Source organism: Pseudacidovorax sp. NFM-22 (assembly GCF_021401245.1).
In the GTDB taxonomy this organism is placed as follows: Bacteria; Pseudomonadota; Gammaproteobacteria; order Burkholderiales; family Burkholderiaceae_C; genus Xenophilus.
The window spans coordinates 837,459-856,940 of the sequence record NZ_JACBFY010000002.1; the positions used below are offsets into that span (position 1 = coordinate 837,459).

Here is a 19,482-nt window from a genome sequence, read left to right on the forward strand (position 1 = left end):
TCCCTACAATGGCCTGTTGCCCGTCCCGCACGCGGACGGCGCCCCGTCAACTTCCTCCCAAGCCGCAACCATGAACGTCATCCGCTTCTCCGATCTGTGTGCACAAGGCAAGGCCCAGGGCCGCCGGGTCTTCATCCGCGCCGACCTGAACGTTCCGCAGGACGACGACGGCCACATCACCGAAGACACGCGCATCCGCGCCTCGGTGCCCTGCATCCAGATGGCGCTGGACGCCGGCGCGGCGGTGATGGTCACCTCGCACCTGGGCCGCCCGACCGAGGGCGCCTTCAAGCCCGAGGACTCGCTGGCCCCCGTCGCCACGCGCCTGGGTGAACTGCTGGGCCGCGAGGTGCGCCTGGTGGCCGACTGGACCGACGGCGTGCAGGTCGCGCCCGGCGAGGTCGTGCTGCTGGAGAACTGCCGCCTGAACAAGGGCGAGAAGAAGAACGACGAAGCGCTGGCCCGCAAGATGGCCGCCCTGACCGACATCTACGTCAACGACGCCTTCGGCACCGCCCACCGCGCCGAGGCCACCACCTACGGCATCGCCCAGTTCGCGCCCGTGGCCTGCGCCGGCCCGCTGCTGGCGGCCGAGATCGACGCCATCTCCAAGGCCCTGGCCGCGCCGAAGCGGCCGCTGGTGGCCATCGTGGCCGGCTCCAAGGTGAGCACCAAGCTGACCATCCTCAAGAGCCTGTCGGCCAACGTGGACCAGCTGATCGTCGGTGGCGGCATCGCCAACACCTTCATGCTGGCCGCCGGCCTGCCCATCGGCAAGTCGCTGGCCGAGGCCGATCTGGTCGACGAGGCCAAGGCCGTGATCGAGGCCATGCGCGCCCGCGGCGCCGCCGTGCCGATTCCTGTCGACGTGGTGACGGCCAAGAGCTTCTCGGCCGATGCGCCCGCCACCGTCAAGCCCGCCACCGAGGTGGCCGAGGACGACCTGATCCTGGACATCGGCCCGCAGACCGCCGAGCAGCTCGCCGCCCAGTTGCGCGAGGCCGGCACCATCGTCTGGAACGGCCCGGTCGGCGTGTTCGAGTTCGACGCCTTCGCCAAGGGCACCGAAGCCATCGCCCGCGCCATTGCGGCGAGCAGCGCCTTCTCCATCGCCGGCGGCGGCGACACGCTGGCGGCCATCGCCAAGTACGGCATCGAGAAGGACGTGGGCTACATCTCCACGGGCGGCGGCGCCTTCCTGGAAGTGCTGGAAGGCAAAAAGCTGCCGGCCTTCGAGATCCTGGAAAAGCGCGCAGCGGGCTGAGCGCCCGGAGGCGGCGCGGCGGCGCCTGGGTGCCGCCACCGCCTCACCTGCCAGCCAAGCCGTCCGCCCAACAAAAAACCCGGTCCGCATTGCTGCGGCACCGGGTTTTTTGTTTTGTCGCCGCACGCGGCGGCAGGCCGCTGCGGGGGCTCAGGTCGTCACGTCAGGCCGGACGGACGGCGGCTTCGGCCGCCTGCGGCGGCACCAGCGAGCGCAGCTCGCTCGTGGCGCGGCCCTTGAAGTCGGTCCAGCACTGGCGCGTGAAGTCGTACAGCTTGCAGGCGCGGGCGGTGTCGAAGTACCACTTCCACGAGAAGCGCTGGATGATGATGCGGCCGGGCAGCATCTGCTCGAGCACCTTCTGCGTTTCCTTGAGCTTGTACAGCGGGATGCTCATGTCCACGTGGTGGGCGGTGTGCTCCATGATGTGGTGCATCAGCGCGCCGATCCGGAACGGGAAGGTCAGGTGGACGGTGGTCGACACGAAGGGCTGGGCGCGCTGCCAGGCCGATTTCTCGTTGTGCCACTGCACCTTGACGTGGGTGTGGTGGCCGTAGATGACGAAGCCCATCATGTTGAACCAGAACACCATCGGCACCACGAAGCCCAGCAGCACCAGCAGCCAGGCCGACTGGCCGGTGGCGAAGGCGGCGCCGACCAGGGCGGCGATCCACAGCAGCGCGAAGCCGCTGACCAGCAGGCAGTCGCGGGTGAAGACCGGACGGTAGGTGTTGCCCATGATCTTCTTGCTGGGGAACATCATCTTGGCCCACCAGATCTCGACGGCGTAGTACAGGCCGGGACCCCAGCCGCTGCGGTAGATGCGCTCGGCCACGCGGCGCATCGGCGACATGGCGCGGTATTCGTCCTGCGTCATGGGGGCCCAGACGAAGTCCACGCCCTTGAGGTTGGTGAAGCCGTGGTGCACCACGTTGTGGCCCATGTCCCAGAGGCTGTAGGCCGTGAGCGAGGGCAGGAAGGCGATGCGGCCCAGCCACTTGTTGAGGCGGCGGTTCTCGGTCAGGCTCTGGTGGCAGCCGTCGTGCCCAATGATGAACAGGCGGCCGATGACGAAGCCGGCGGCCAGGGCGGCCAGCAGCTTGAGCCAGACGGCATCGACCAGCACCACCGCGGCCATCAGGCCGAAGAAGAGGATGTAATCGAGCGTGATGAGCGCGAAGGCACGCCAGGTGCTGCGCTGCGCCAGGGGCGTCAGCCAGCTGCGGATGATCTTGCGGTGCGGCAGCGGCGCGCTGGGCTCAAGCGGCTCGGGCAGCGAGAGTTCGGGTCTGTAAGCCATTGAAAAATAGGCGGTTTTTGAATCTGGACAACCGTCGACGATAACCGATGCGGCTTTCCCGAGGATGACGGCCGTCAAATCGGCCCCGCATGCCATGCCGATAAGCGCTATTCCTTGACGGCATGGGCGCAGCGCCGGGCACCTCCGGGGCTTTGGGTGAGAATTCTTCGCCGTCCGGGCTTTTCGGACGGCGCGACCTGGAGACTCCCGCACATGGCCCCCCGCATTCCCCGCCACGCCACCAAGATCGTCGCCACGCTCGGCCCGGCGTCCAGCACGCCGGCATTGATCGAGCAGATGATCATCCACAAGGTGAGCGTGGTGCGCCTGAACTTCAGCCATGGCCAGGCCCAGGACCACATCGACCGCGCCGCCATGGTGCGCGAGGCCGCGCGCCGCGCCGGCCGTGAGGTGGCCATCATGGCCGACCTGCAGGGCCCCAAGATCCGCGTGGGCAAGTTCGCCGAGGGCAAGGTCTGGCTGGAGCCCGGCGCGCCCTTCGTGCTGGACGCCGCCCGCCTGGAGCCCGGCGACGTGCAGGCCGTGGGCCTGGACTACAAGGACCTGCCGCGCGACGTGAAGGCCGGCGACCGGCTGCTGCTCAACGACGGCCTGATCGTGCTGCGGGTCGACGGCGTGCGCGGCGATGCGGTGCACACCACCGTGCTGGTGGGCGGCGAGCTCTCCAACAACAAGGGCATCAACAAGGAAGGCGGCGGCCTCACGGCCCCGGCGCTCACGGCCAAGGACATGGAGGACATCAAGACCGCCATGAGCTTCCAGGCCGACTACGTGGCGGTGAGCTTTCCCAAGAACGCCACCGACATGGAGATGGCCCGCCAGCTGTGCAACGTGGCCGGCGCCGAATGGGGCCACAAGCCGGGGCTGATCGCCAAGATCGAGCGCGCCGAAGCCATTCCGCGGCTGGAGGAGATCCTGCGTGCCAGCGACGGCATCATGGTCGCCCGCGGCGACCTGGCGGTCGAGGTGGGCAACGCGGCCGTGCCGGCGCTGCAGAAGAAGATGATCCGCATGGCGCGCGAGATGGACCGTGTGGTCATCACCGCCACGCAGATGATGGAATCGATGATCGCCAACCCCGTGCCCACCCGCGCCGAGGTGAGCGACGTGGCCAACGCCGTGCTGGACGGCACCGACGCCGTCATGCTCTCGGCCGAGACGGCCTCGGGCCGCTACCCGCTGGAGACGGTCAAGGAGATGAGCCGCATCTGCGAGGCGGCCGAACAGGCCGAGGACACCTCGCGCGACCTGGACTTCAGCGGCCAGCACTACACCCGCATCGACCAGTCCATCGCCATGGGCGCGCTGTTCACGGCGCACCACCTGGGCGCCAAGGCCATCGTGGCGCTGACCGAATCGGGTTCCACGGCGCTGTGGATGAGCCGCCATGCAGCCCACATCCCGGTCTATGCCCTGACCGCGCGGCTGACGACGCAGCGACGCATGGCGCTCTACCGCAACGTGCGCCCGCTGCTGACGGAGACGCAGAACGACCGCGATGCCGCCCTGCACCAGGCGGAGGAACACCTCAAGAAGCGCGGCATCGTCCAGAGCGGCGACGTGTACGCCATCACCTGCGGCGAGCCGATGGGCGCGCCGGGTGGCACGAACATGCTGCGGATCTGCACGGCGTCCTGAACGCCGGCCAGCCGCGCCGCCCCGCCGGCCGCGTAGGACAGCGGCGCGCGCCGGAAACCAAAGCGGCGGCGCCTGCGTATGGGAAGGCATGCCTTCCCACCTTCCCCTGCTGCGCACCGTCGCGGCCGCGCTCGCCGTCGTGGCCGGCGCGCTCACCCTGGGCGCTTGCTCCCCCATCAAGCTGGTCGACCGGCTCACGCCCACCGACACCTACACCGTCCAGAACGACATCGCCTACGGCAGCGAGCCGCGCCAGCGGCTGGACGTGTACCAGCCGCTGGCGCGCACGGCGCCCGCAGTCGGCCACCGGCCGCTGGTGGTGTTCTTCTACGGCGGCACCTGGACCACGGGCGAACGGGCCCAGTACCGCTTCGTCGGCGAGGCGCTGGCCTCGCGCGGCGCCATCGTGGCCGTGGCCGACTACCGGCTTTCGCACGAGGTGCGCTATCCGGCCTTCGTGCAGGACAGCGCACGGGCCGTGAAATGGGGGCTGGACAACGCCGCCCGCCTGGGTGCGGACCCGGCCCAGGTCTATGTCATGGGACACAGCTCGGGCGCCTACAACGCCGGCATGGTGGCGCTCGACCCGCGCTGGCTCCAGGCGCTCGGGGCGAGTCCGCAGCAACTGGCCGGATGGATCGGCCTGGCCGGACCCTACGACTTCCTGCCCATCGGCGACCCGGACGTCAAGCGCGCCTTCGACTGGCCACGGACGATGCCCGAGTCGCAGCCGATCAACCATGTCTCGGCCGCCGCGCCGCGCACGCTGCTCATGGCGGCCAGCCGGGACAACCTGGTCGACCCGCAGCGCAACACCGCGCAGATGGCCCGCAAGCTGGAGGCGGCGGGCGTGCCGGTGGAGGTGCACACCTTCGACAACCTCAGCCACATCACGCTGATGGGCGCCGTCGCCACCCGCGTGCAGTGGATCGGCGGACCGGTGATGCCGCTGCTTCTGCGCTTCCTCGGACTGGCGCCGTCGGACCCGTCCCACAGGTCCCCTCAGTAGAATCGTTGGAATTTTTTCGCACTTTTCCACGATTAATTTAAGGACATCACCATGGCACTTGTCTCGATGCGCGAGTTGCTGGACCACGCCGCCGCCAACGGTTACGGCATTCCGGCCTTCAACGTCAACAACCTGGAGCAAGTGCAGGCCGTGATGGCCGCGGCCGACGAAGTCGGCGCCCCGGTGATCCTGCAGGCCAGCGCCGGCGCCCGCAAATATGCCGGCGAGCACTTCATCAAGCACCTGATCCAGGCGGCGACCGAGGCCTATCCGCACATTCCGCTGGTGATGCACCAGGACCACGGCACCAGCCCCAAGATCTGCGCCGGCGCCATCGACCTGGGCTTCGGCTCGGTGATGATGGACGGCTCGCTGCGTGAGGACGGCAAGACCCCGGCCGACTTCGCCTACAACGTGGAAGTGACCCGCAAGGTCGTCGAGATGGCCCACAAGGTCGGCGTGACCGTCGAGGGCGAACTGGGCTGCCTGGGCAACCTGGAAACCGGCGACGCCGGCGAGGAAGACGGCATCGGCGCCGAAGGCAAGCTGGACCACAGCCAGATGCTGACCGACCCCGAAGAGGCCGCCCAGTTCGTCAAGGCCACCCAGCTGGACGCCCTGGCCATCGCCATCGGCACCAGCCACGGCGCCTACAAGTTCAGCCGCCCGCCCACGGGCGACATCCTGGCGATCAGCCGCGTGAAGGAAATCCACGCCCGCATCCCCAACACCCACCTGGTGATGCACGGCTCGTCGTCGGTGCCGCAGGAGCTGCGCGCCATCATCAACCAGTACGGCGGCCAGATGAAGGAAACCTACGGCGTGCCCGTGGCCGAGATCCAGGAAGCCATCAAGTACGGCGTGCGCAAGATCAACATCGACACCGACATCCGCATGGCGATGACGGGTGCCGTGCGCAAGTTCATGGCCGAGAACCCCGAGAAGTTCGACATGCGCGAGTGGATGAAGCCCGCCCGCGAAGCCGCCAAGGCCGTGTGCAAGCAGCGCTACCTGGAATTCGGCTGCGAAGGCCAGGCCGGCAAGATCAAGGGCGCGGGCCTGCAGGTGATGGCCGCCAAGTACGCCCAGGGCGAGCTGGCGCAGGTCGTCCAGTAATCCATCGGACGGGCGCCCGGCGCCCTCCGGACCGGCCACCGCCCGCGCGGTGGCTTTTTTTCGCGCGCAACGCACATACAGGCAGTGACACCGGCCTGTCACCACCCGCGGATAATCGCGCGCTGCTTTCCTCCTTCACCCTGCCGCCCGGCACCTCCATGGCCACGACCGTCCATACCTCCTCCATCCAGAGCCTGCCCCTGCTTGCACGCGGCAAGGTGCGCGACAACTACGCCGTCGGCGAGGACCGCATCCTCATGATCGCCAGCGATCGGCTGTCGGCCTTCGACGTCATCATGGGCGAGCCGATCCCGGGCAAGGGCGAGATCCTGACGAAGATGGCCCTGTGGTGGTTCGACCGCCTGGGCGGCATCTGCCCCAATCACCTGACCGGCGAGGCGCCCGAGAGCGTGGTGCGCCCGGAAGAGGTGGCGCAGGTCACGGGCCGCTCGATGCTGGTCAAGCGACTCAAGCCCATCCCCGTCGAGGCCGTGGTGCGCGGCTACCTGGCCGGCAGCGGCTGGAAGGAATACCAGGAAAACCGGGAGGTCTGCGGCGTGCCGCTGCCCGAGGGACTCGTCAATTCGGCCAAGCTGCCGCGCGCCATCTTCACGCCCGCCGCCAAGGCCGCCGTGGGCGAGCACGACGAGAACATCAGCTACGAGCGCGTGGTCGAAATGATCGGCCCGCAGTTGGCCCAGCAGATCCGCGAGACCAGCATCACGCTGTACGAGACGGCGGCCGAGATCGCGCTGCAGCGCGGCATGATCATCGCCGACACCAAGTTCGAGTTCGGCCTCGACGAAACCGGCCAGCTGGTGCTGATGGACGAGGTGCTCACGCCCGACAGCTCGCGCTACTGGCCGGTGGAAGGCTACGAGGCCGCGCTGGCTGCCGGCACCAACCCCCCGAGCTACGACAAGCAGTTCGTGCGCGACTGGCTGGAGGCCGTTCGGATCAACGGCAAGCCCTGGGACAAGACGCCGCCCGCACCGCGCCTGCCCAACGACGTGACCGAACGCACCGCGGCGAAGTACCGCGAGGCGCTGGAACGCCTGACCGGCTGAGCAGCCGGCGGCGAGGCGACAGGCGCAGCCCTCAGCGCTGCAGCATCGCCACCGTGCGCCCGCTGCCGTCGAGCAGCACGAGGCGCGCCGGCGCCTGCAGGCGGTAGCTCGCCGTGGACTGCAGGGCCTGGAAGAACTGAATCTCGCGCTGCCCGCGCTCGGGTGCGGCGCAGGCCATGCGGGTGGCCGCCAGTTGGCCGATGCGCAGTTGGCTGGCCGTGCGGCTGTAGGTGCCCGAAAAGCGGTTGCAGCCGCCGCTGCCGACGGCCCGGCCGTCGCTGCCGAACTGCACCGAGGGCGTGCCCTGCGGATCGCCACCGCCCTCCACCATCTCGCCCTGCAGCTGGACCAGGCGCCACGTCGGCCCCTCGATGGGCTCGTCCAGGCTGACGCCGCTGCCGCAGGCCGCGAGCGACAGGACGGCAGGCAGTGCGAAGGCCAGAAGGAGTCGGTGTCGGCGAGCGATGGCGGGCATGGAGGATGCGTCCTTTCGGCAGGAAGTGGGGCCGCGGCATCGTACCCGGGGGCACCGTGTCGCCGCGTCGGCGCAGGCCGGCAAGCGCGAGGCCCGGCCATGTTGCGGAGCGGGCCGGAACAGCCCCTCAGGCCGGCAGCGCCGCCGGCGCGCCCGAATGCCAGAGCACGGCAAAGAAGTGGCACACGCTGCCACCCAGCACGAACAGGTGCCACACGAAGTGGGCGTAGCGCAGCTTCGAGTCGAAGAGGAACACGACGGCCCCCGCCGTGTACGAGAGGCCGCCGGCCACCAGCCAGGCCAGGCCAGCGCCCGACATGCGCTCGACCAGCGGCACCGCCGCCACGATGGCCACCCAGCCCATCGTCACGTACAGGCCGGTGGACCACAGCGGATGCTTGAGCCGGTCGAAGAGCTTGGCCGCCACGCCCACCGCGGCCGCGGCCCACACGATGGCGAACAGCGTCCAGCCCCAGGTGCCGCGTAACACCCCCAGCACGAAGGGCATGTAGCTGCCGGCGATGAAGAGGTAGATGGAGGCATGGTCCAACCGGTTGAACCACAGCTTGGCCCGGCCCGCCGGCAGCGCGTGGTACAGCGTGGAGACCAGGTACAGCACGATGGCCGTGCCGGCGAACAGGCTGGCCCCCACCACCTCGGCGGTGCGGCCGCGTGCCGCGGCATGCTGCACCAGGATCGGCAGCGAGGCCATGGCCAGCAGGGCCCCCAGGCCATGGCTCAGGGCATTGGCGATCTCCTCGCCGAGGGTCTGGTCACGCAGTTCGCTGAGAAGGGACATGAGGCGGTTCAAGCAAGGGCCAGGCCGCACCCGGCGCATCAGCTGCGTCGCGCGGCGCGGTAAAGGCCTTCGACCCTGGGCACGTTCTGCTCCAGCACGCGGATGCGGTCCGGCCCGGTCGGATGGGTGGACAGGAAGCTCAGGCCGCCCTGGCTCTTGGAGACCTGGGCCATCTTGGTCCAGAGGCTGACGGCGGCCTGGGGTTGGAAGCCGCCGCGGGCGGCGAGTTCCAGGCCCACCAGGTCCGCCTCGGTCTCGTCGTCGCGGCTGAACTTGAGGGAGATCAACTGGGTGCCAGCGCGCGCGCCCATGTCGCCCAGCTGGCCCAGGCCCAGCAGCTGGGCGCCGAGTTGCAACGCCATGCCGGTGCCGGCCGTCTTGGCCATGCGCTCGCGCGCATGCTCGCGCAGGGCATGGGCCATCTCGTGGCCCATCACCATGGCCGTCTCGTCGTCGCTGAGCTTGAGCTGGTCGAGGATGCCGGTGAAAAAGGCGATCTTGCCGCCCGGCATGCAGAAGGCGTTGACCTGTTTGCTGCCGATCAGGTTGACCTCCCACTTCCAGCCGGCGGCCCGGTCGTTCCATTGCCGCGTGTAGGGGATGAGGCGCTGTGCGATGCCGCGCAGACGCACCAGCTGCGGATGCTCGGGGCCGGCCAGCGCGCGCTGGCTGCGGGCCTTGGCGATCAGATCGCCGTACTGCTGCACGGCCGCGCCCTCGATCTGATCGGCCGGCACCAGGTTGCGCGCGGCCGACAGCGGCCCCACATCGACCTGGGCCGCCACCGGCAGCGCTGCGCCGGCGGCTGCAGCGGCGCCCGCCAGCAGGAAGGCCCGGCGGGGTTGCCAGCGGGGCTGCGCCGGGCCCTCGTCGTCGGCAGGGGTGGCGGCGGCGGAACGCAGGTCGCAGAGCAGGCACATGGTGGGCGGAATAATAAGGTTGCAACCTTCCTCCTCCATGTCCAATCCCCCAGCCGCCACTCCCGAATTGCCCAAGCAACCCTGGCGCGAAACCCTGCGCGTGTACCTGGAGCCGGCCTCGCTGCGCATGTTCGCCCTCGGCTTCGCGGCCGGCCTGCCGCTACTGCTGGTGCTGGGCACGCTGAGCTTTCGCCTGCGCGAGGCCGGCGTCGACCGCGCCACCATCGGCTACCTGAGCTGGGTGGGCCTGGCCTACGGCTTCAAGTGGGTGTGGGCGCCGCTGGTCGACCGGCTGCCGCTGCCGCCGCTCACCACGGTGCTGGGCCGGCGCCGCGGCTGGCTGCTGCTGTCGCAGGCCATGGTCATCGCAGGCCTGGTGGGCATGGCGCTGAACGATCCGCGCGCGGGGCTGGAGCCGCTGGTGCTGTGCGCCGTGGTGGTGGCCTTCGGCTCGGCCACGCAGGACATCGCGCTGGACGCCTTCCGCATCGAGTCGGCCGAGGCGCGCAAGCAGGCCGCCCTGGCCGCGGCCTACCAGACGGGCTACCGCCTGGCCATGATCTGGGCCGGTGCCGGCGTGCTGTGGGTGGCGGCCTGGGCCGAGGGCAGCGCCACCGGCGCCTACCAGAACGGCGGCTGGCGCACGGCCTACCTGGTGATGGCCGGGTCCATGGTGGTGGGCGTGCTGACGGTGCTGCTGTCGGCCGAGCCCGTGCGCGTGCCGCTGCCGCCCGCCCGCTCGGCCGGAGACTGGCTGCGCAACACCCTGGTGGAGCCCTTTGCCGACTTCCTGCGCCGCTACCGCTGGCAGGCGGCGCTGATCCTGTCGCTGATCGCCATCTACCGCATCAGCGATGTGGTGATGGGCATCATGGCCAACCCCTTCTACGTGGACATGGGCTTCACCAAGGACGAGGTGGCCACGGTGAGCAAGGTCTACGGCGTCATCATGACCCTGGTCGGCGCCTTCGTGGGCGGCGTGCTGGCCATGCGCCTGGGCGTGATGCGGGTGCTGATGCTGGGCGCGGTGCTCAGCGCCGCCAGCAACCTGCTGTTCGCCTGGATGACCACCCGCGGCCATGACGTGACGGCGCTGGTGGCGGTGGTGTCGGCCGACAACCTGGCCGGCGGCATCGCGTCGGCGGCCTTCATCGCCTACCTCTCCAGCCTGACCAACGTGAGCTACTCGGCCACGCAGTACGCGCTGTTCAGCTCGCTCATGCTGCTGCTGCCCAAGTTCGTGGCCGGCTTCTCGGGCGCCTTCGTCGAGGCCTACGGCTACGCCACCTTCTTCACCGGCACGGCGCTGCTGGGCCTGCCGGTGCTGGTGCTGGTGGCGCTGGCCATGCGCGCCGCCCGCGTGCGGACGTAGGTGCCGGCCTGCAGGACGGCGGGCCCGGCGGCTGTTACGCTCCCGCCTCGTTCCTGAAACCTGCCCGCCGCACCGTGCCGCAGAAGATCCCGCCCCTCGTCATCACGGCCTACACGGCCACCACCGCCCTGGGCACCGGCCTGGAGGCGCTGCGCAGCGCACTGGCCGCCTCGCGCAGCGGCCTGCGCCCCAACGACTTCGGCGAGCCGGCCGAGCAGCGCCTGCCCACCTGGATCGGCCGCGTGCCCGGCGTCGAGGACGTGGTGCTGCCGCCCGAGCTCGCGCCCTGGGATTGCCGCAACAACCGCCTGGCCTGGATGGGCCTGAGCGCCGACGGTTTCCTGGCCGCCGCGCTGGCCGCGCGCGAGCGCCACGGCGCCGACCGCGTGGCCGTGATCATCGGCACCTCCACCTCCAGCATCGGCGAGACCGAGCAGGCCTACACCCGGTTGGACGCCGACGGCCGCTTTCCCGAAGCCATGCGCAACGCGCAGGTCCACACGCCGCATGCACCCGGCCTGTTCGTGCAGCGCGCGCTGGGGCTGACGGGGCCGTGCGAGACGATCTCCACCGCCTGCTCCTCCAGCGCCAAGGTCTTCGCCTCGGCCGAGCGGTTGATCCGCCTGGGCCTGGCCGACGCAGCTGTGGTGGGCGGCGCCGATTCGCTGTGCGGCAGCGTGCTGTTCGGCTTCAACTCGCTGGAGCTGGTGTCGCCCGAGCCCTGCCGGCCCTTCGACGCCGAGCGCCGCGGCATCAGCCTGGGCGAGGCCGCCGGCTTTGCGCTGCTGGAGCGCAGCGGCACCGGCCCGCGCCTGCTGGGCCATGGCGAGGCCAGCGACGCACACCACATGTCCACGCCGCATCCCGAAGGCGCCGGCGCCGAGCGGGCGCTGAACGACGCGCTGGCGCGCGCCGGCCTGGCCACCGACGACATCGACTACATCAACCTGCACGGCACGGCCAGCAGCAAGAACGACGAGGTGGAGGCCGCCCTGGTGGCGCGGCGCTTCCCGGCCCGCACCCATGCCAGCAGCACCAAGGGCTTCACCGGCCACACGCTGGGGGCGGCCGGCGTCGTCGAAGCCGCCGTCAGCCTGCTGGCACTGGAGACGGGGCTGATGCCCGGCAACATCAACGCGCGGACGTTCGACGCCGTCTGTGGCCCGCAGCTGCGCCGCGAGCCGGCCCAGGGGGAGGTGCGGCACGTGCTGTCCAACTCCTTCGGCTTCGGCGGCAACAACTGCGCGCTGATCTTCGGAAGGGCCGTGCAATGAGCCGGCTGCCCACGCTCTACGTCGAAGGCCCGGCCTTCTGGCATCCGCTGCTGCCTGGCTGGGAGGCGGCCCGCGCCGCCTTCCGCGGCGAAGCGGGCCTGGCCGAAGCCCCGGCCCGCCGCCCGGCGCCGCAGATCCTGGCGCCGGCCGAGCGCCGCCGCGCACCCGACACGGTGGCGCTGGCGCTGGAAGTGGCCAGCGCGGCCGTGGCCGGCTCGGGCCGGGTTGCCGTCGACCTGCCCTGCGTCTTCACCTCGGCCCAGGGCGACCTGGCCATCAGCGACTACATGTGCGCCACGCTCGCGCAGGCGCCCACGCAGCTGTCGCCCATCAAGTTCCACAACTCGGTGCACAACGCCGCAGTGGGGTACTGGACCATCGGCACCGGCTGCCAGCAGGCCAGCAATGCGATCAGCGCCTCGTCGCACAGCTTTGCCGCCGGCCTGCTCGAAGCCGCCACCCAGTGCGCCGCCGACCATCAGGCCGTGCTGCTGGTGGGCTTCGACGCGGAGGCCGCCGGCCCGCTGGCGCAGGTGCACGACACGCACGGCCTGCTGGCCGGCGCCGTGGTGCTGGCCCCCGAGGCCAGCGAGCGCACCGTCGCCACGCTGTCCATCGCACTGCACAGTGGCGCAGCCATCCCCACGGCCCTGCAGTCCGAGGCTGCGATTGCGCTGCCGGCCAACGCCATGGCCGATGCGCTGCCCTTTTTCGAAGCCCTGGCCCGCGGGCCCGACTCGAGCGGCCAGCCGCTGGTCCTCGCGCTGTCCGACACGCTCGCGCTGCACCTCACGCTAGGCTGAGCGCCCCTTTTCCAGGAGAGTCCATGCACCCCACGCCTGCCACCCACGACGTCATCATCATGGGGGGCGGCCTGGCAGGACTCACGCTGGCGCTGCAGCTCAAACGGCGCTTCGGCGACATCGATGTGCTGGTGCTCGAGCGCCGCAGCCACCCGGTGCCGCATGCGACGCACAAGGTGGGCGAATCGTCGGTGGAGATCGGCGCCCACTACTTCGACACCGTGCTGGGCCTCAAGCAGCACCTGGACGAGGCGCAGCTGCGCAAGTTCGGCTTCCGCTTCTTCTTCTCCGAAGGCCGGCGCGACCTGGACGCCGTGACCGAGGTCGGCGCCAGCCGCCCGCTGGCCATTCCCAGCTACCAGATCGACCGGGGCATCTTCGAGAACCACCTGGCCGAGGTGGCCGCCGCCCAGGGCGTGCGCTTCGTCGACAACGCCCTGGTCCGCCGCATGGCGCTGGACCCGTCCCCGCAGGGCCTGCACCGCATCGAATGGACCGAGTCCGGCGAGCCCCATGCCGCGCAATGCCGCTGGATGGTCGATGCCTGCGGCCGCGCCGGCCTGCTCAAGCGCCAGTTGGGCCTGGTGCAGCCCAACGACCACCAGGCGCATGCCGTGTGGTTCCGCATCGGCAACCGTCTCACGCTGGACGACTGGGGCCAGGACCCGGCCTGGCGCGCCCGCTGCACGCCGGCTGCGCGCTGGCTGTCGACCAACCACCTGGTGGGCGCGGGCTACTGGGTGTGGCTGATCCCGCTGGCCTCGGGCTCGCATTCGGTGGGCATCGTGGCCGACCCGGCCTTCCACCCGCTGGAGCGCATGGACAGCTTCGACAAGGCCATGGACTGGCTGGCCGAGCACCAGCCCGTGCTCTTCGACGTGCTCGACGGCCAGCGCGACAAGCTGCAGGACTTCGCCTTCATGCGCAAGTTCTCCTATGGCTGCAAGCAGGTCTTCAGCGGCGAGCGCTGGGCGCTGACGGGCGAGGCGGGGCTGTTCCTCGATCCGTTCTACTCGCCCGGCAGCGACTTCATCGCGATGAGCAACACCTTCATCTGCGACCTCATCGCGCACGACCGCGCAGGCCGCTCGGTGCAGGCACGCGCCCAGCTGTACGACCACATCTACCACTCCTTCTACGACAGCACGCTGGCGCTCTACCAGGGCCAGTATGGCCTGTTCGGCGACCCGGAGGTGCTGCCAGTCAAGGTGGTCTGGGACTACACCTACTACTGGGGCGTGCTGTCCCAGCTGTTCTTCCACGAACGCCTGACCGACGTGGCCACGCTGGGCAACCTGCGCGAGGAGCTGCAGCACTGCCAGCAGCTGAACATCGCGATGCAGGGCTTCCTGCGCGCCTGGTCGTCGGTGAGCGAGCGCCGCAATCCGGCGCGCATGCTCGACCAGGCGGCGCTGCCGTGGTTTGCCGAACTCAATGCCAGCCTGCGCGAGTCGCCGCTGCCCGACGCGGCGGCCTTCCAGGCCCGGCTGCGCCAGTGCGTGGCACAGCTGCGCACGCTGGCCCACCAGATCCACCGGCAGGCGCTGGACCAGCACCCCGGGCTGGACGATGGCGCGCTGGCGGCGCTGCTGGACCAACCCAGGCCGCGCACGCCCATCGACCGCGACGCTGCGCCGATGCTGTTCGAACAATTGACCGCGCCCGCCGCAATGGCCTGAGGCCAGGATCGGGGGCCGGAGGGCGCGCCATGACAGCGCCGGAGGCGGCTGCCTGCTGCGGCCCGGGCATGGTCACCACCCCGCCCGGTTTACCCAACTTTACGAAGACTTCAACCGCCCTTGCCGGCGGGCGGCGAGCATTCTCTTCACCATGACGACCCCACAGCTGCTCATGATCGAAGACGACCAGCGCCTGGCGCAGATGGTCGTCGAATACCTGGCCCAGTCCGGCTTTGCCGTCAGCCACGCCGGCGACGGCGCGCGCGGCATGGCGGCGCTGGAGCAGCAATTGCCCGACCTCGTCATCCTCGACCTGATGCTGCCGGACGCCGATGGCCTGGACCTGTGCCGCCGCATCCGCGCCCTGCCCGGCGCGGCCGGCAAGGTGCCGGTGCTGATGCTCACGGCCAAGGGCGACCCCATGGACCGCATCATCGGCCTGGAACTCGGCGCCGACGACTACCTGCCCAAGCCCTTCGAGCCGCGCGAGCTGCTGGCGCGCATCCGCGCCGTGCTGCGCCGCCGCGGTGAAGGTGGCCTGGCCGCGGGGCCGGAGCCCGTGCGCGGCATGCGCTTCGGCTCGCTGGAGATCGACCGCGACGCGCGCACCGTCACCGTGGCCGGCCAGGCGGCGGAGCTCACCTCCTACCAGTTCGACCTGCTCGTCGCGATGGCAGAGCGTGCCGGCCGGGTGCTCACGCGCGACCAGATCATGGAAGCCGTGCGCGGCCGCGAGCTGGAGGCCTTCGACCGCTCCATCGACGTGCACATGGGCCGCATCCGCGCCGCCATCGAGGCCGACGCGAAGAACCCCAAGCGCATCCTGACCGTGCGCGGCGTGGGCTACGTCTTTGCGAAACAACAGGACTAGCCGGGATTCCATGGTCGGCCTGTTCACCCGCCATCTCTACGTGCGCATCTGGCTGGCCGTGCTGGCCGGCGTGGCCGTGGTCGTGATGGCGGCGGGCTGGGCCTGGAAGGTGGCGGACGACCAGCGCAGCGCCCCGCTGCCGCGCGACGTGACGCTGCGCGACACGCAGAACAACGCCTTCGCCAATGGCAAGTCGGTGCGAACCAGCCGGCCGGGCGAGCCGCTGGAGTTCGCCATCTCGCTGGACAACGGGCAGCAGTTCACCATGGAACTGGGCCCGCGCATCGACCGCCGGCCCACGCCGCCGCCCTGGCTCCATCCGCACACCGGCATCTTCTGGCTGCTGGGCATGGTCGGCCTGGCCACCGGCCTGGGGCTGTACCCCATCGTGCGCCGGCTGACGCTGCGCCTCGAAGGCCTGCAGCGCAGCGTGCAGCGCTTCGGCGAGGGCGACCTGTCGGTGCGCGTCGACGACCGTGGCGAGGACGAGGTGGCCGACCTGGCCCGCCGCTTCAACGATGCCGCCACCCGCGTGGAGAAACTGGTGCGCTCGCACAAGTCGCTGCTGGCCAATGCCTCGCACGAGCTGCGCTCGCCGCTGGCGCGCATCCGCATGGGACTGGAGCTGATGGGCCCCCAGGCCAACAGCGCGGCCCGCGCCGAGATCTCGCGCAACATCGCCGAACTCGACCAGCTGATCGACGAGATCCTGCTGGCCAGCCGCCTCGACGCCCGCGAAGCCGACGTGGGCACCATCGAGACGGTGGACCTGATGGGCCTGGCCGCCGAGGAATGCGCCCGCGTCGATGCCGACCTGGGCCTGGCCGAGGGCACGGCGCTGGACGCAGTGACGGTGCATGGGGTGTCGCGCCTGCTGCGCCGCGCCCTGCGCAACCTGCTGGAGAACGCGCGCCGCCATGGCGGCGCCGGTCTGGTCGCGGTGGAGCTGGCGGCCGAGCCGGGCTGGGCGCTGCTGCATGTGGACGACCAGGGCCCCGGCGTGCCCGAGGCGCTGCGCGAGCGCATCTTCGAGCCCTTCTACCGTCTGCCCGGTGCCAGCGAGCGCGACGGCGGCGTGGGCCTGGGGCTGGCGCTGGTCAAGTCCATCGCCGAACGGCATGGCGGCGGGGTGCGCTGCACGCGCAGCCCGGCGGGCGGCGCCCGCTTCACCATCCGGCTGCCACGGCCCGCCTGACAGGCGCCCGACGGGCCGCCCGCAGGGTCTGCACGATCCTGCCACGGTCGCTTCCTAGAATCGGCAGCCTTTCTCCGGCCACCCGCCGCCTTGTGCTGCACAACAGCCCGCGCGTGCCGACGCCGCGACCAACCGACCCATCCGATGCGCCTTCCCCTTCTTCCCCGCGCCGCCGCCTGCCTGTGGGGCGCGGTGGTGTTCATGCCGGTGGGCCTGAACTACATGGCCTTCCTGCTGCTGCTGGCAACGATGCTGGTGGCAGGCGACTGGCGCGAACGCATGCAGCGCCTGGCCAGCCATCCGCTGCGCTGGCCGCTCGCGGCGCTGGTGCTGTGGCAGCTGGTCGTGCTGGTCATCGGGCCGCACTACGCCGAGACCGGCGTCAACCTGTGGCACGGCATCCGCATCCCGCTGACCATCCTGCTGGCCATGATGCTCACCCGCGAGGAAGCGGTGTGGGCCATGCGCGGCTTCCTGGGCATCGCCTTCTTCAACATCGCCTACACGGCGGTGTTCTATTTCATCCTGATGAAGTTCGGCGTGATGCCGCCGATGGGCGTGCTCAAGCCGATGATCATGCTGGTGGGCAACAAGTCGATCAACGATGCGCTGCTCTACACGGTGCTGGGCGCCGCGTCGGCCGCCTGGGCGCTGCAGCGGCTGGTGGAGCACCGGCCCTACCGGGCGGTGGCCGGCTTCGCGCTGACGGCCGTGACGGTGTTCCTCGTCACCTGGAACCTGCCTTCGCGCACTTCGCTGCTGGCCATGCTGATCGTGCTGCCGCTGCTGTGCGTGCATCAGTGGCGCAGCCACTGGCGCGGCATGGCCGCGGCGCTGGCCGTGCTGGTCGTGGTACTGGGCTTCGCGCTGCGCGAGGCGCCGCCGTCGGTCGAACAGAAACTGGCCCAGGGCGTGTCGGAAATCGAGGCCGCGCGCGCGGGCGCCGTCTCCGAGGGCAGCTGGGTGGTGCGCTACCACATGTACACGGTCACCGGCCGCATGATCGCCGACCGGCCACTGGCCGGATGGGGCATCGGCGCCTGGAACCAGATCTGGCGCGAGCGCGGCCCGGCCCTGCTGGCCAACTACAACATGCCCCACAACGACTTCCTGTGGATGGGCTCGCAGACCGGCCTGCCCGGCGTGGCCGCACTGCTGGCCGTGATGCTGTGCGCCGTGTGGCAGGCCTGGAAGCGCCCGGACCTGTCTGGCCGCGTGGCCTTCGCCGCCACGCTCATCATGCTGCTGGCCAGCTGCGTCAACTCGGCCCTGCGAGACGCGCAGATCGGGCTGTCGCTGCTGTGGGTGGGAATGCTGTTCCTGCGGCTCTCACGCGAGCCGGTGGGTGCCTGGCTGGAGGTGCTGCCACGGCGCTGGCGAGGCGCCGCGGTCTAGCACCGCCACCAGAAACGACAAGGCCGCCGGGGATGACCCGGCGGCCTTGTTTCGTTCTGGCGTAGGGCCCGCGAATCGAGGGCCCCGGGTGGCGCAGGCCTCAGTGGCCGCCGGCCACCACCTCGCCCGCCTTCAGGCGGTACAGCGTGCCGCAATACGGGCACTTGGCCTCGCCCGTGCGGGCGACGTCCAGGTACACCTTGGGATGGGTGTTCCACAGCTTCATGTCGGCCTTGGGGCTGGGACAGAAGACGCCGCCCTGGTGGTTCAGGTCCTTGGCGGCGAGTTCGACGACGGCGGAAGTGGGCATGGCGATCAGACCTTGGTGAGCCAGTGGGCGTACTTGGGATTGCGGCCGTTGACGATGTCGAAGAAGGCGTTCTGCACCTTCTCGGTCACGGGGCCGCGGCTGCCGATGCCGATCTCCACCCGGTCCAGTTCGCGGATGGGCGTGACCTCGGCGGCGGTGCCGGTGAAGAAGGCCTCGTCGGCGATGTAGACCTCGTCGCGGGTGATGCGCTTCTGCACCACCTCGATGCCCAGGTCCTTGGCGATGTGCAGGATGGTGTTGCGCGTGATGCCGTTGAGCGCGCCGGCCGACAGGTCGGGCGTGTAGATCACGCCGCCCTTGACCACGAAGATGTTCTCGCCCGCGCCTTCGGAGACGAAGCCGGCCGCGTCCAGCAACAGAGCCTCGTCGTAGCCGTCTTCCGTGGCCTCCATGTTGGCCAGGATGGAGTTGCTGTAGTTGGAGACCGCCTTGGCCTGCGTCATCGTGATGTTGACGTGGTGGCGGGTGTAGCTGCTGGTCTTGACGCGGATGCCGCGCTTGAGGCCTTCTTCGCCCAGGTAGGCGCCCCAGGCCCAGGCCGCGACCATCGCATGGATGGTGTTGCCCTTGGGGCTCACGCCCAGCTTCTCGGAGCCGATCCAGACCAGGGGGCGCAGGTAGCAGCTCTCGAGCTGGTTGGCCCGCACCACTTCCTTCTGCGCCTCGTTGAGCTGCCCCTTGCTGAACGGGATGTTCATGCGCAGGATCTTGGCGCTGTTGTAGAGGCGCTCGGTGTGCTCTTCGAGGCGGAAGATGGCGGTGCCGTCGACAGTGTTGTAGGCCCGCACCCCTTCGAAGGCGCCGCAGCCGTAGTGCAGCGTGTGGGTCAGCACATGGATCTTCGCGTCGCGCCAGTCGACGAGTTCACCGTCCATCCAGATCTTGCCGTCACGGTCGGCCAGCGAGGGGATCGCGCTCATGTCTTGCTTGTCCTTGCAGGGAGAAATGCGGGG

Annotated in this window: 18 protein-coding genes; 12 read left to right on the forward strand and 6 right to left on the reverse strand. The window is 70.1% G+C overall.

The genetic code is table 11. The features are described from left to right. Window positions 1-70: 70 nt before the first annotated feature. Window positions 71-1,264, forward strand: coding sequence for a phosphoglycerate kinase (locus L0984_RS09435; protein ID WP_234193428.1), 1,194 nt, complete (start codon window positions 71-73; stop codon window positions 1,262-1,264). A 163-nt stretch (window positions 1,265-1,427) separates the two neighbouring features. Here L0984_RS09435 and L0984_RS09440 read toward each other — a convergent pair whose 3' ends face one another. Further along, window positions 1,428-2,564, reverse strand: coding sequence for a fatty acid desaturase (locus L0984_RS09440; protein WP_234193429.1), 1,137 nt, complete (start codon window positions 2,562-2,564; stop codon window positions 1,428-1,430). A 213-nt stretch (window positions 2,565-2,777) separates the two neighbouring features. Here L0984_RS09440 and pyk point away from each other — a divergent pair, with 213 nt between their 5' ends. From pyk to L0984_RS09460, 4 genes are all read left to right on the forward strand, one after another. Continuing rightward, window positions 2,778-4,223, forward strand: a complete 1,446-nt coding sequence (gene pyk / locus L0984_RS09445; protein WP_234193430.1) for a pyruvate kinase — start codon at window positions 2,778-2,780, stop codon at window positions 4,221-4,223. Window positions 4,224-4,311: 88 nt separating this feature from the next. Next, entirely contained in the window at window positions 4,312-5,232 is a 921-nt protein-coding gene (locus tag L0984_RS09450; protein WP_234193431.1) for an alpha/beta hydrolase, read from the forward strand. A gap of 51 nt (window positions 5,233-5,283) precedes the next feature. Further along, window positions 5,284-6,348: a class II fructose-bisphosphate aldolase gene (gene fba / locus L0984_RS09455; protein ID WP_043114233.1), complete on the forward strand. Its 1,065-nt coding sequence runs from the start codon at window positions 5,284-5,286 to the stop codon at window positions 6,346-6,348. A 158-nt stretch (window positions 6,349-6,506) separates the two neighbouring features. Beyond that, entirely contained in the window at window positions 6,507-7,415 is a 909-nt protein-coding gene (locus tag L0984_RS09460) for a phosphoribosylaminoimidazolesuccinocarboxamide synthase (RefSeq protein WP_234193432.1), read from the forward strand. 31 nt (window positions 7,416-7,446) lie between these two features. Here L0984_RS09460 and L0984_RS09465 read toward each other — a convergent pair whose 3' ends face one another. The 3 genes from L0984_RS09465 to L0984_RS09475 form a co-directional block, all read right to left on the reverse strand. Beyond that, window positions 7,447-7,890: an META domain-containing protein gene (locus L0984_RS09465; protein WP_234193433.1), complete on the reverse strand. Its 444-nt coding sequence runs from the start codon at window positions 7,888-7,890 to the stop codon at window positions 7,447-7,449. 127 nt (window positions 7,891-8,017) lie between these two features. After that, the gene (trhA, locus tag L0984_RS09470; protein ID WP_234193435.1) at window positions 8,018-8,689 is read right to left on the reverse strand and encodes a PAQR family membrane homeostasis protein TrhA; all 672 of its coding nucleotides are present in this window, start codon (window positions 8,687-8,689) and stop codon (window positions 8,018-8,020) included. 38 nt (window positions 8,690-8,727) lie between these two features. Next, window positions 8,728-9,609, reverse strand: coding sequence for a M48 family metallopeptidase (locus L0984_RS09475; protein ID WP_234193436.1), 882 nt, complete (start codon window positions 9,607-9,609; stop codon window positions 8,728-8,730). Between the two features lie 37 nt (window positions 9,610-9,646). On the opposite strand from L0984_RS09475, the gene L0984_RS09480 reads away from it, so the two are divergent. The 7 genes from L0984_RS09480 (at window position 9,647) to L0984_RS09510 (ending at window position 18,198) form a co-directional block, all read left to right on the forward strand. After that, complete coding sequence (locus L0984_RS09480) at window positions 9,647-10,981, forward strand: AmpG family muropeptide MFS transporter (protein ID WP_305079911.1); 1,335 nt, start codon at window positions 9,647-9,649, stop codon at window positions 10,979-10,981. Window positions 10,982-11,055: 74 nt separating this feature from the next. After that, window positions 11,056-12,255: a beta-ketoacyl-[acyl-carrier-protein] synthase family protein gene (locus L0984_RS09485; protein ID WP_234193437.1), complete on the forward strand. Its 1,200-nt coding sequence runs from the start codon at window positions 11,056-11,058 to the stop codon at window positions 12,253-12,255. Further along, a complete protein-coding gene (locus L0984_RS09490; protein WP_234193438.1) occupies window positions 12,252-13,058 on the forward strand; it encodes a beta-ketoacyl synthase chain length factor in 807 nt (268 codons plus the stop codon). Before L0984_RS09485 ends, L0984_RS09490 begins: the two co-directional genes overlap by 4 nt. Before the next feature lie 23 nt (window positions 13,059-13,081). Then, window positions 13,082-14,737, forward strand: a complete 1,656-nt coding sequence (locus tag L0984_RS09495; RefSeq protein ID WP_234193439.1) for an NAD(P)/FAD-dependent oxidoreductase — start codon at window positions 13,082-13,084, stop codon at window positions 14,735-14,737. Between the two features lie 151 nt (window positions 14,738-14,888). Continuing rightward, complete coding sequence (locus L0984_RS09500) at window positions 14,889-15,608, forward strand: response regulator (RefSeq protein ID WP_234193440.1); 720 nt, start codon at window positions 14,889-14,891, stop codon at window positions 15,606-15,608. A 10-nt stretch (window positions 15,609-15,618) separates the two neighbouring features. Further along, complete coding sequence (locus L0984_RS09505) at window positions 15,619-16,803, forward strand: ATP-binding protein (RefSeq protein WP_234193441.1); 1,185 nt, start codon at window positions 15,619-15,621, stop codon at window positions 16,801-16,803. Window positions 16,804-16,947: 144 nt separating this feature from the next. Further along, window positions 16,948-18,198, forward strand: coding sequence for an O-antigen ligase family protein (locus L0984_RS09510; protein WP_234193442.1), 1,251 nt, complete (start codon window positions 16,948-16,950; stop codon window positions 18,196-18,198). A gap of 100 nt (window positions 18,199-18,298) precedes the next feature. Here L0984_RS09510 and L0984_RS09515 read toward each other — a convergent pair whose 3' ends face one another. Continuing rightward, the gene (locus L0984_RS09515) at window positions 18,299-18,508 is read right to left on the reverse strand and encodes a zinc-finger domain-containing protein (RefSeq protein ID WP_234193443.1); all 210 of its coding nucleotides are present in this window, start codon (window positions 18,506-18,508) and stop codon (window positions 18,299-18,301) included. Between the two features lie 5 nt (window positions 18,509-18,513). Then, a complete protein-coding gene (locus L0984_RS09520) occupies window positions 18,514-19,449 on the reverse strand; it encodes a branched-chain amino acid transaminase (RefSeq protein WP_234193444.1) in 936 nt (311 codons plus the stop codon). Between the last annotated feature and the right edge of the window lie 33 nt (window positions 19,450-19,482).

Excerpts from the sequence above, each read along its gene's own strand:
- pyk (WP_234193430.1), top strand. The coding sequence starts at position 2,778 with ATGGCCCCCCGCATTCCCCGCCACGCCACCAAGATCGTCGCCACGCTC.
- L0984_RS09490 (WP_234193438.1), top strand. The coding sequence starts at position 12,252 with ATGAGCCGGCTGCCCACGCTCTACGTCGAAGGCCCGGCCTTCTGGCAT.
- L0984_RS09500 (WP_234193440.1), top strand. The coding sequence starts at position 14,889 with ATGACGACCCCACAGCTGCTCATGATCGAAGACGACCAGCGCCTGGCG.
- L0984_RS09465 (WP_234193433.1), bottom strand. The coding sequence starts at position 7,890 with ATGCCCGCCATCGCTCGCCGACACCGACTCCTTCTGGCCTTCGCACTG.
- trhA (WP_234193435.1), bottom strand. The coding sequence starts at position 8,689 with ATGTCCCTTCTCAGCGAACTGCGTGACCAGACCCTCGGCGAGGAGATC.
- L0984_RS09435 (WP_234193428.1), top strand. The coding sequence starts at position 71 with ATGAACGTCATCCGCTTCTCCGATCTGTGTGCACAAGGCAAGGCCCAG.
- fba (WP_043114233.1), top strand. The coding sequence starts at position 5,284 with ATGGCACTTGTCTCGATGCGCGAGTTGCTGGACCACGCCGCCGCCAAC.
- L0984_RS09510 (WP_234193442.1), top strand. The coding sequence starts at position 16,948 with ATGCGCCTTCCCCTTCTTCCCCGCGCCGCCGCCTGCCTGTGGGGCGCG.
- L0984_RS09475 (WP_234193436.1), bottom strand. The coding sequence starts at position 9,609 with ATGTGCCTGCTCTGCGACCTGCGTTCCGCCGCCGCCACCCCTGCCGAC.
- L0984_RS09460 (WP_234193432.1), top strand. The coding sequence starts at position 6,507 with ATGGCCACGACCGTCCATACCTCCTCCATCCAGAGCCTGCCCCTGCTT.
- L0984_RS09440 (WP_234193429.1), bottom strand. The coding sequence starts at position 2,564 with ATGGCTTACAGACCCGAACTCTCGCTGCCCGAGCCGCTTGAGCCCAGC.
- L0984_RS09505 (WP_234193441.1), top strand. The coding sequence starts at position 15,619 with ATGGTCGGCCTGTTCACCCGCCATCTCTACGTGCGCATCTGGCTGGCC.
- L0984_RS09450 (WP_234193431.1), top strand. The coding sequence starts at position 4,312 with ATGCCTTCCCACCTTCCCCTGCTGCGCACCGTCGCGGCCGCGCTCGCC.
- L0984_RS09520 (WP_234193444.1), bottom strand. The coding sequence starts at position 19,449 with ATGAGCGCGATCCCCTCGCTGGCCGACCGTGACGGCAAGATCTGGATG.
- L0984_RS09515 (WP_234193443.1), bottom strand. The coding sequence starts at position 18,508 with ATGCCCACTTCCGCCGTCGTCGAACTCGCCGCCAAGGACCTGAACCAC.
- L0984_RS09480 (WP_305079911.1), top strand. The coding sequence starts at position 9,647 with ATGTCCAATCCCCCAGCCGCCACTCCCGAATTGCCCAAGCAACCCTGG.
- L0984_RS09495 (WP_234193439.1), top strand. The coding sequence starts at position 13,082 with ATGCACCCCACGCCTGCCACCCACGACGTCATCATCATGGGGGGCGGC.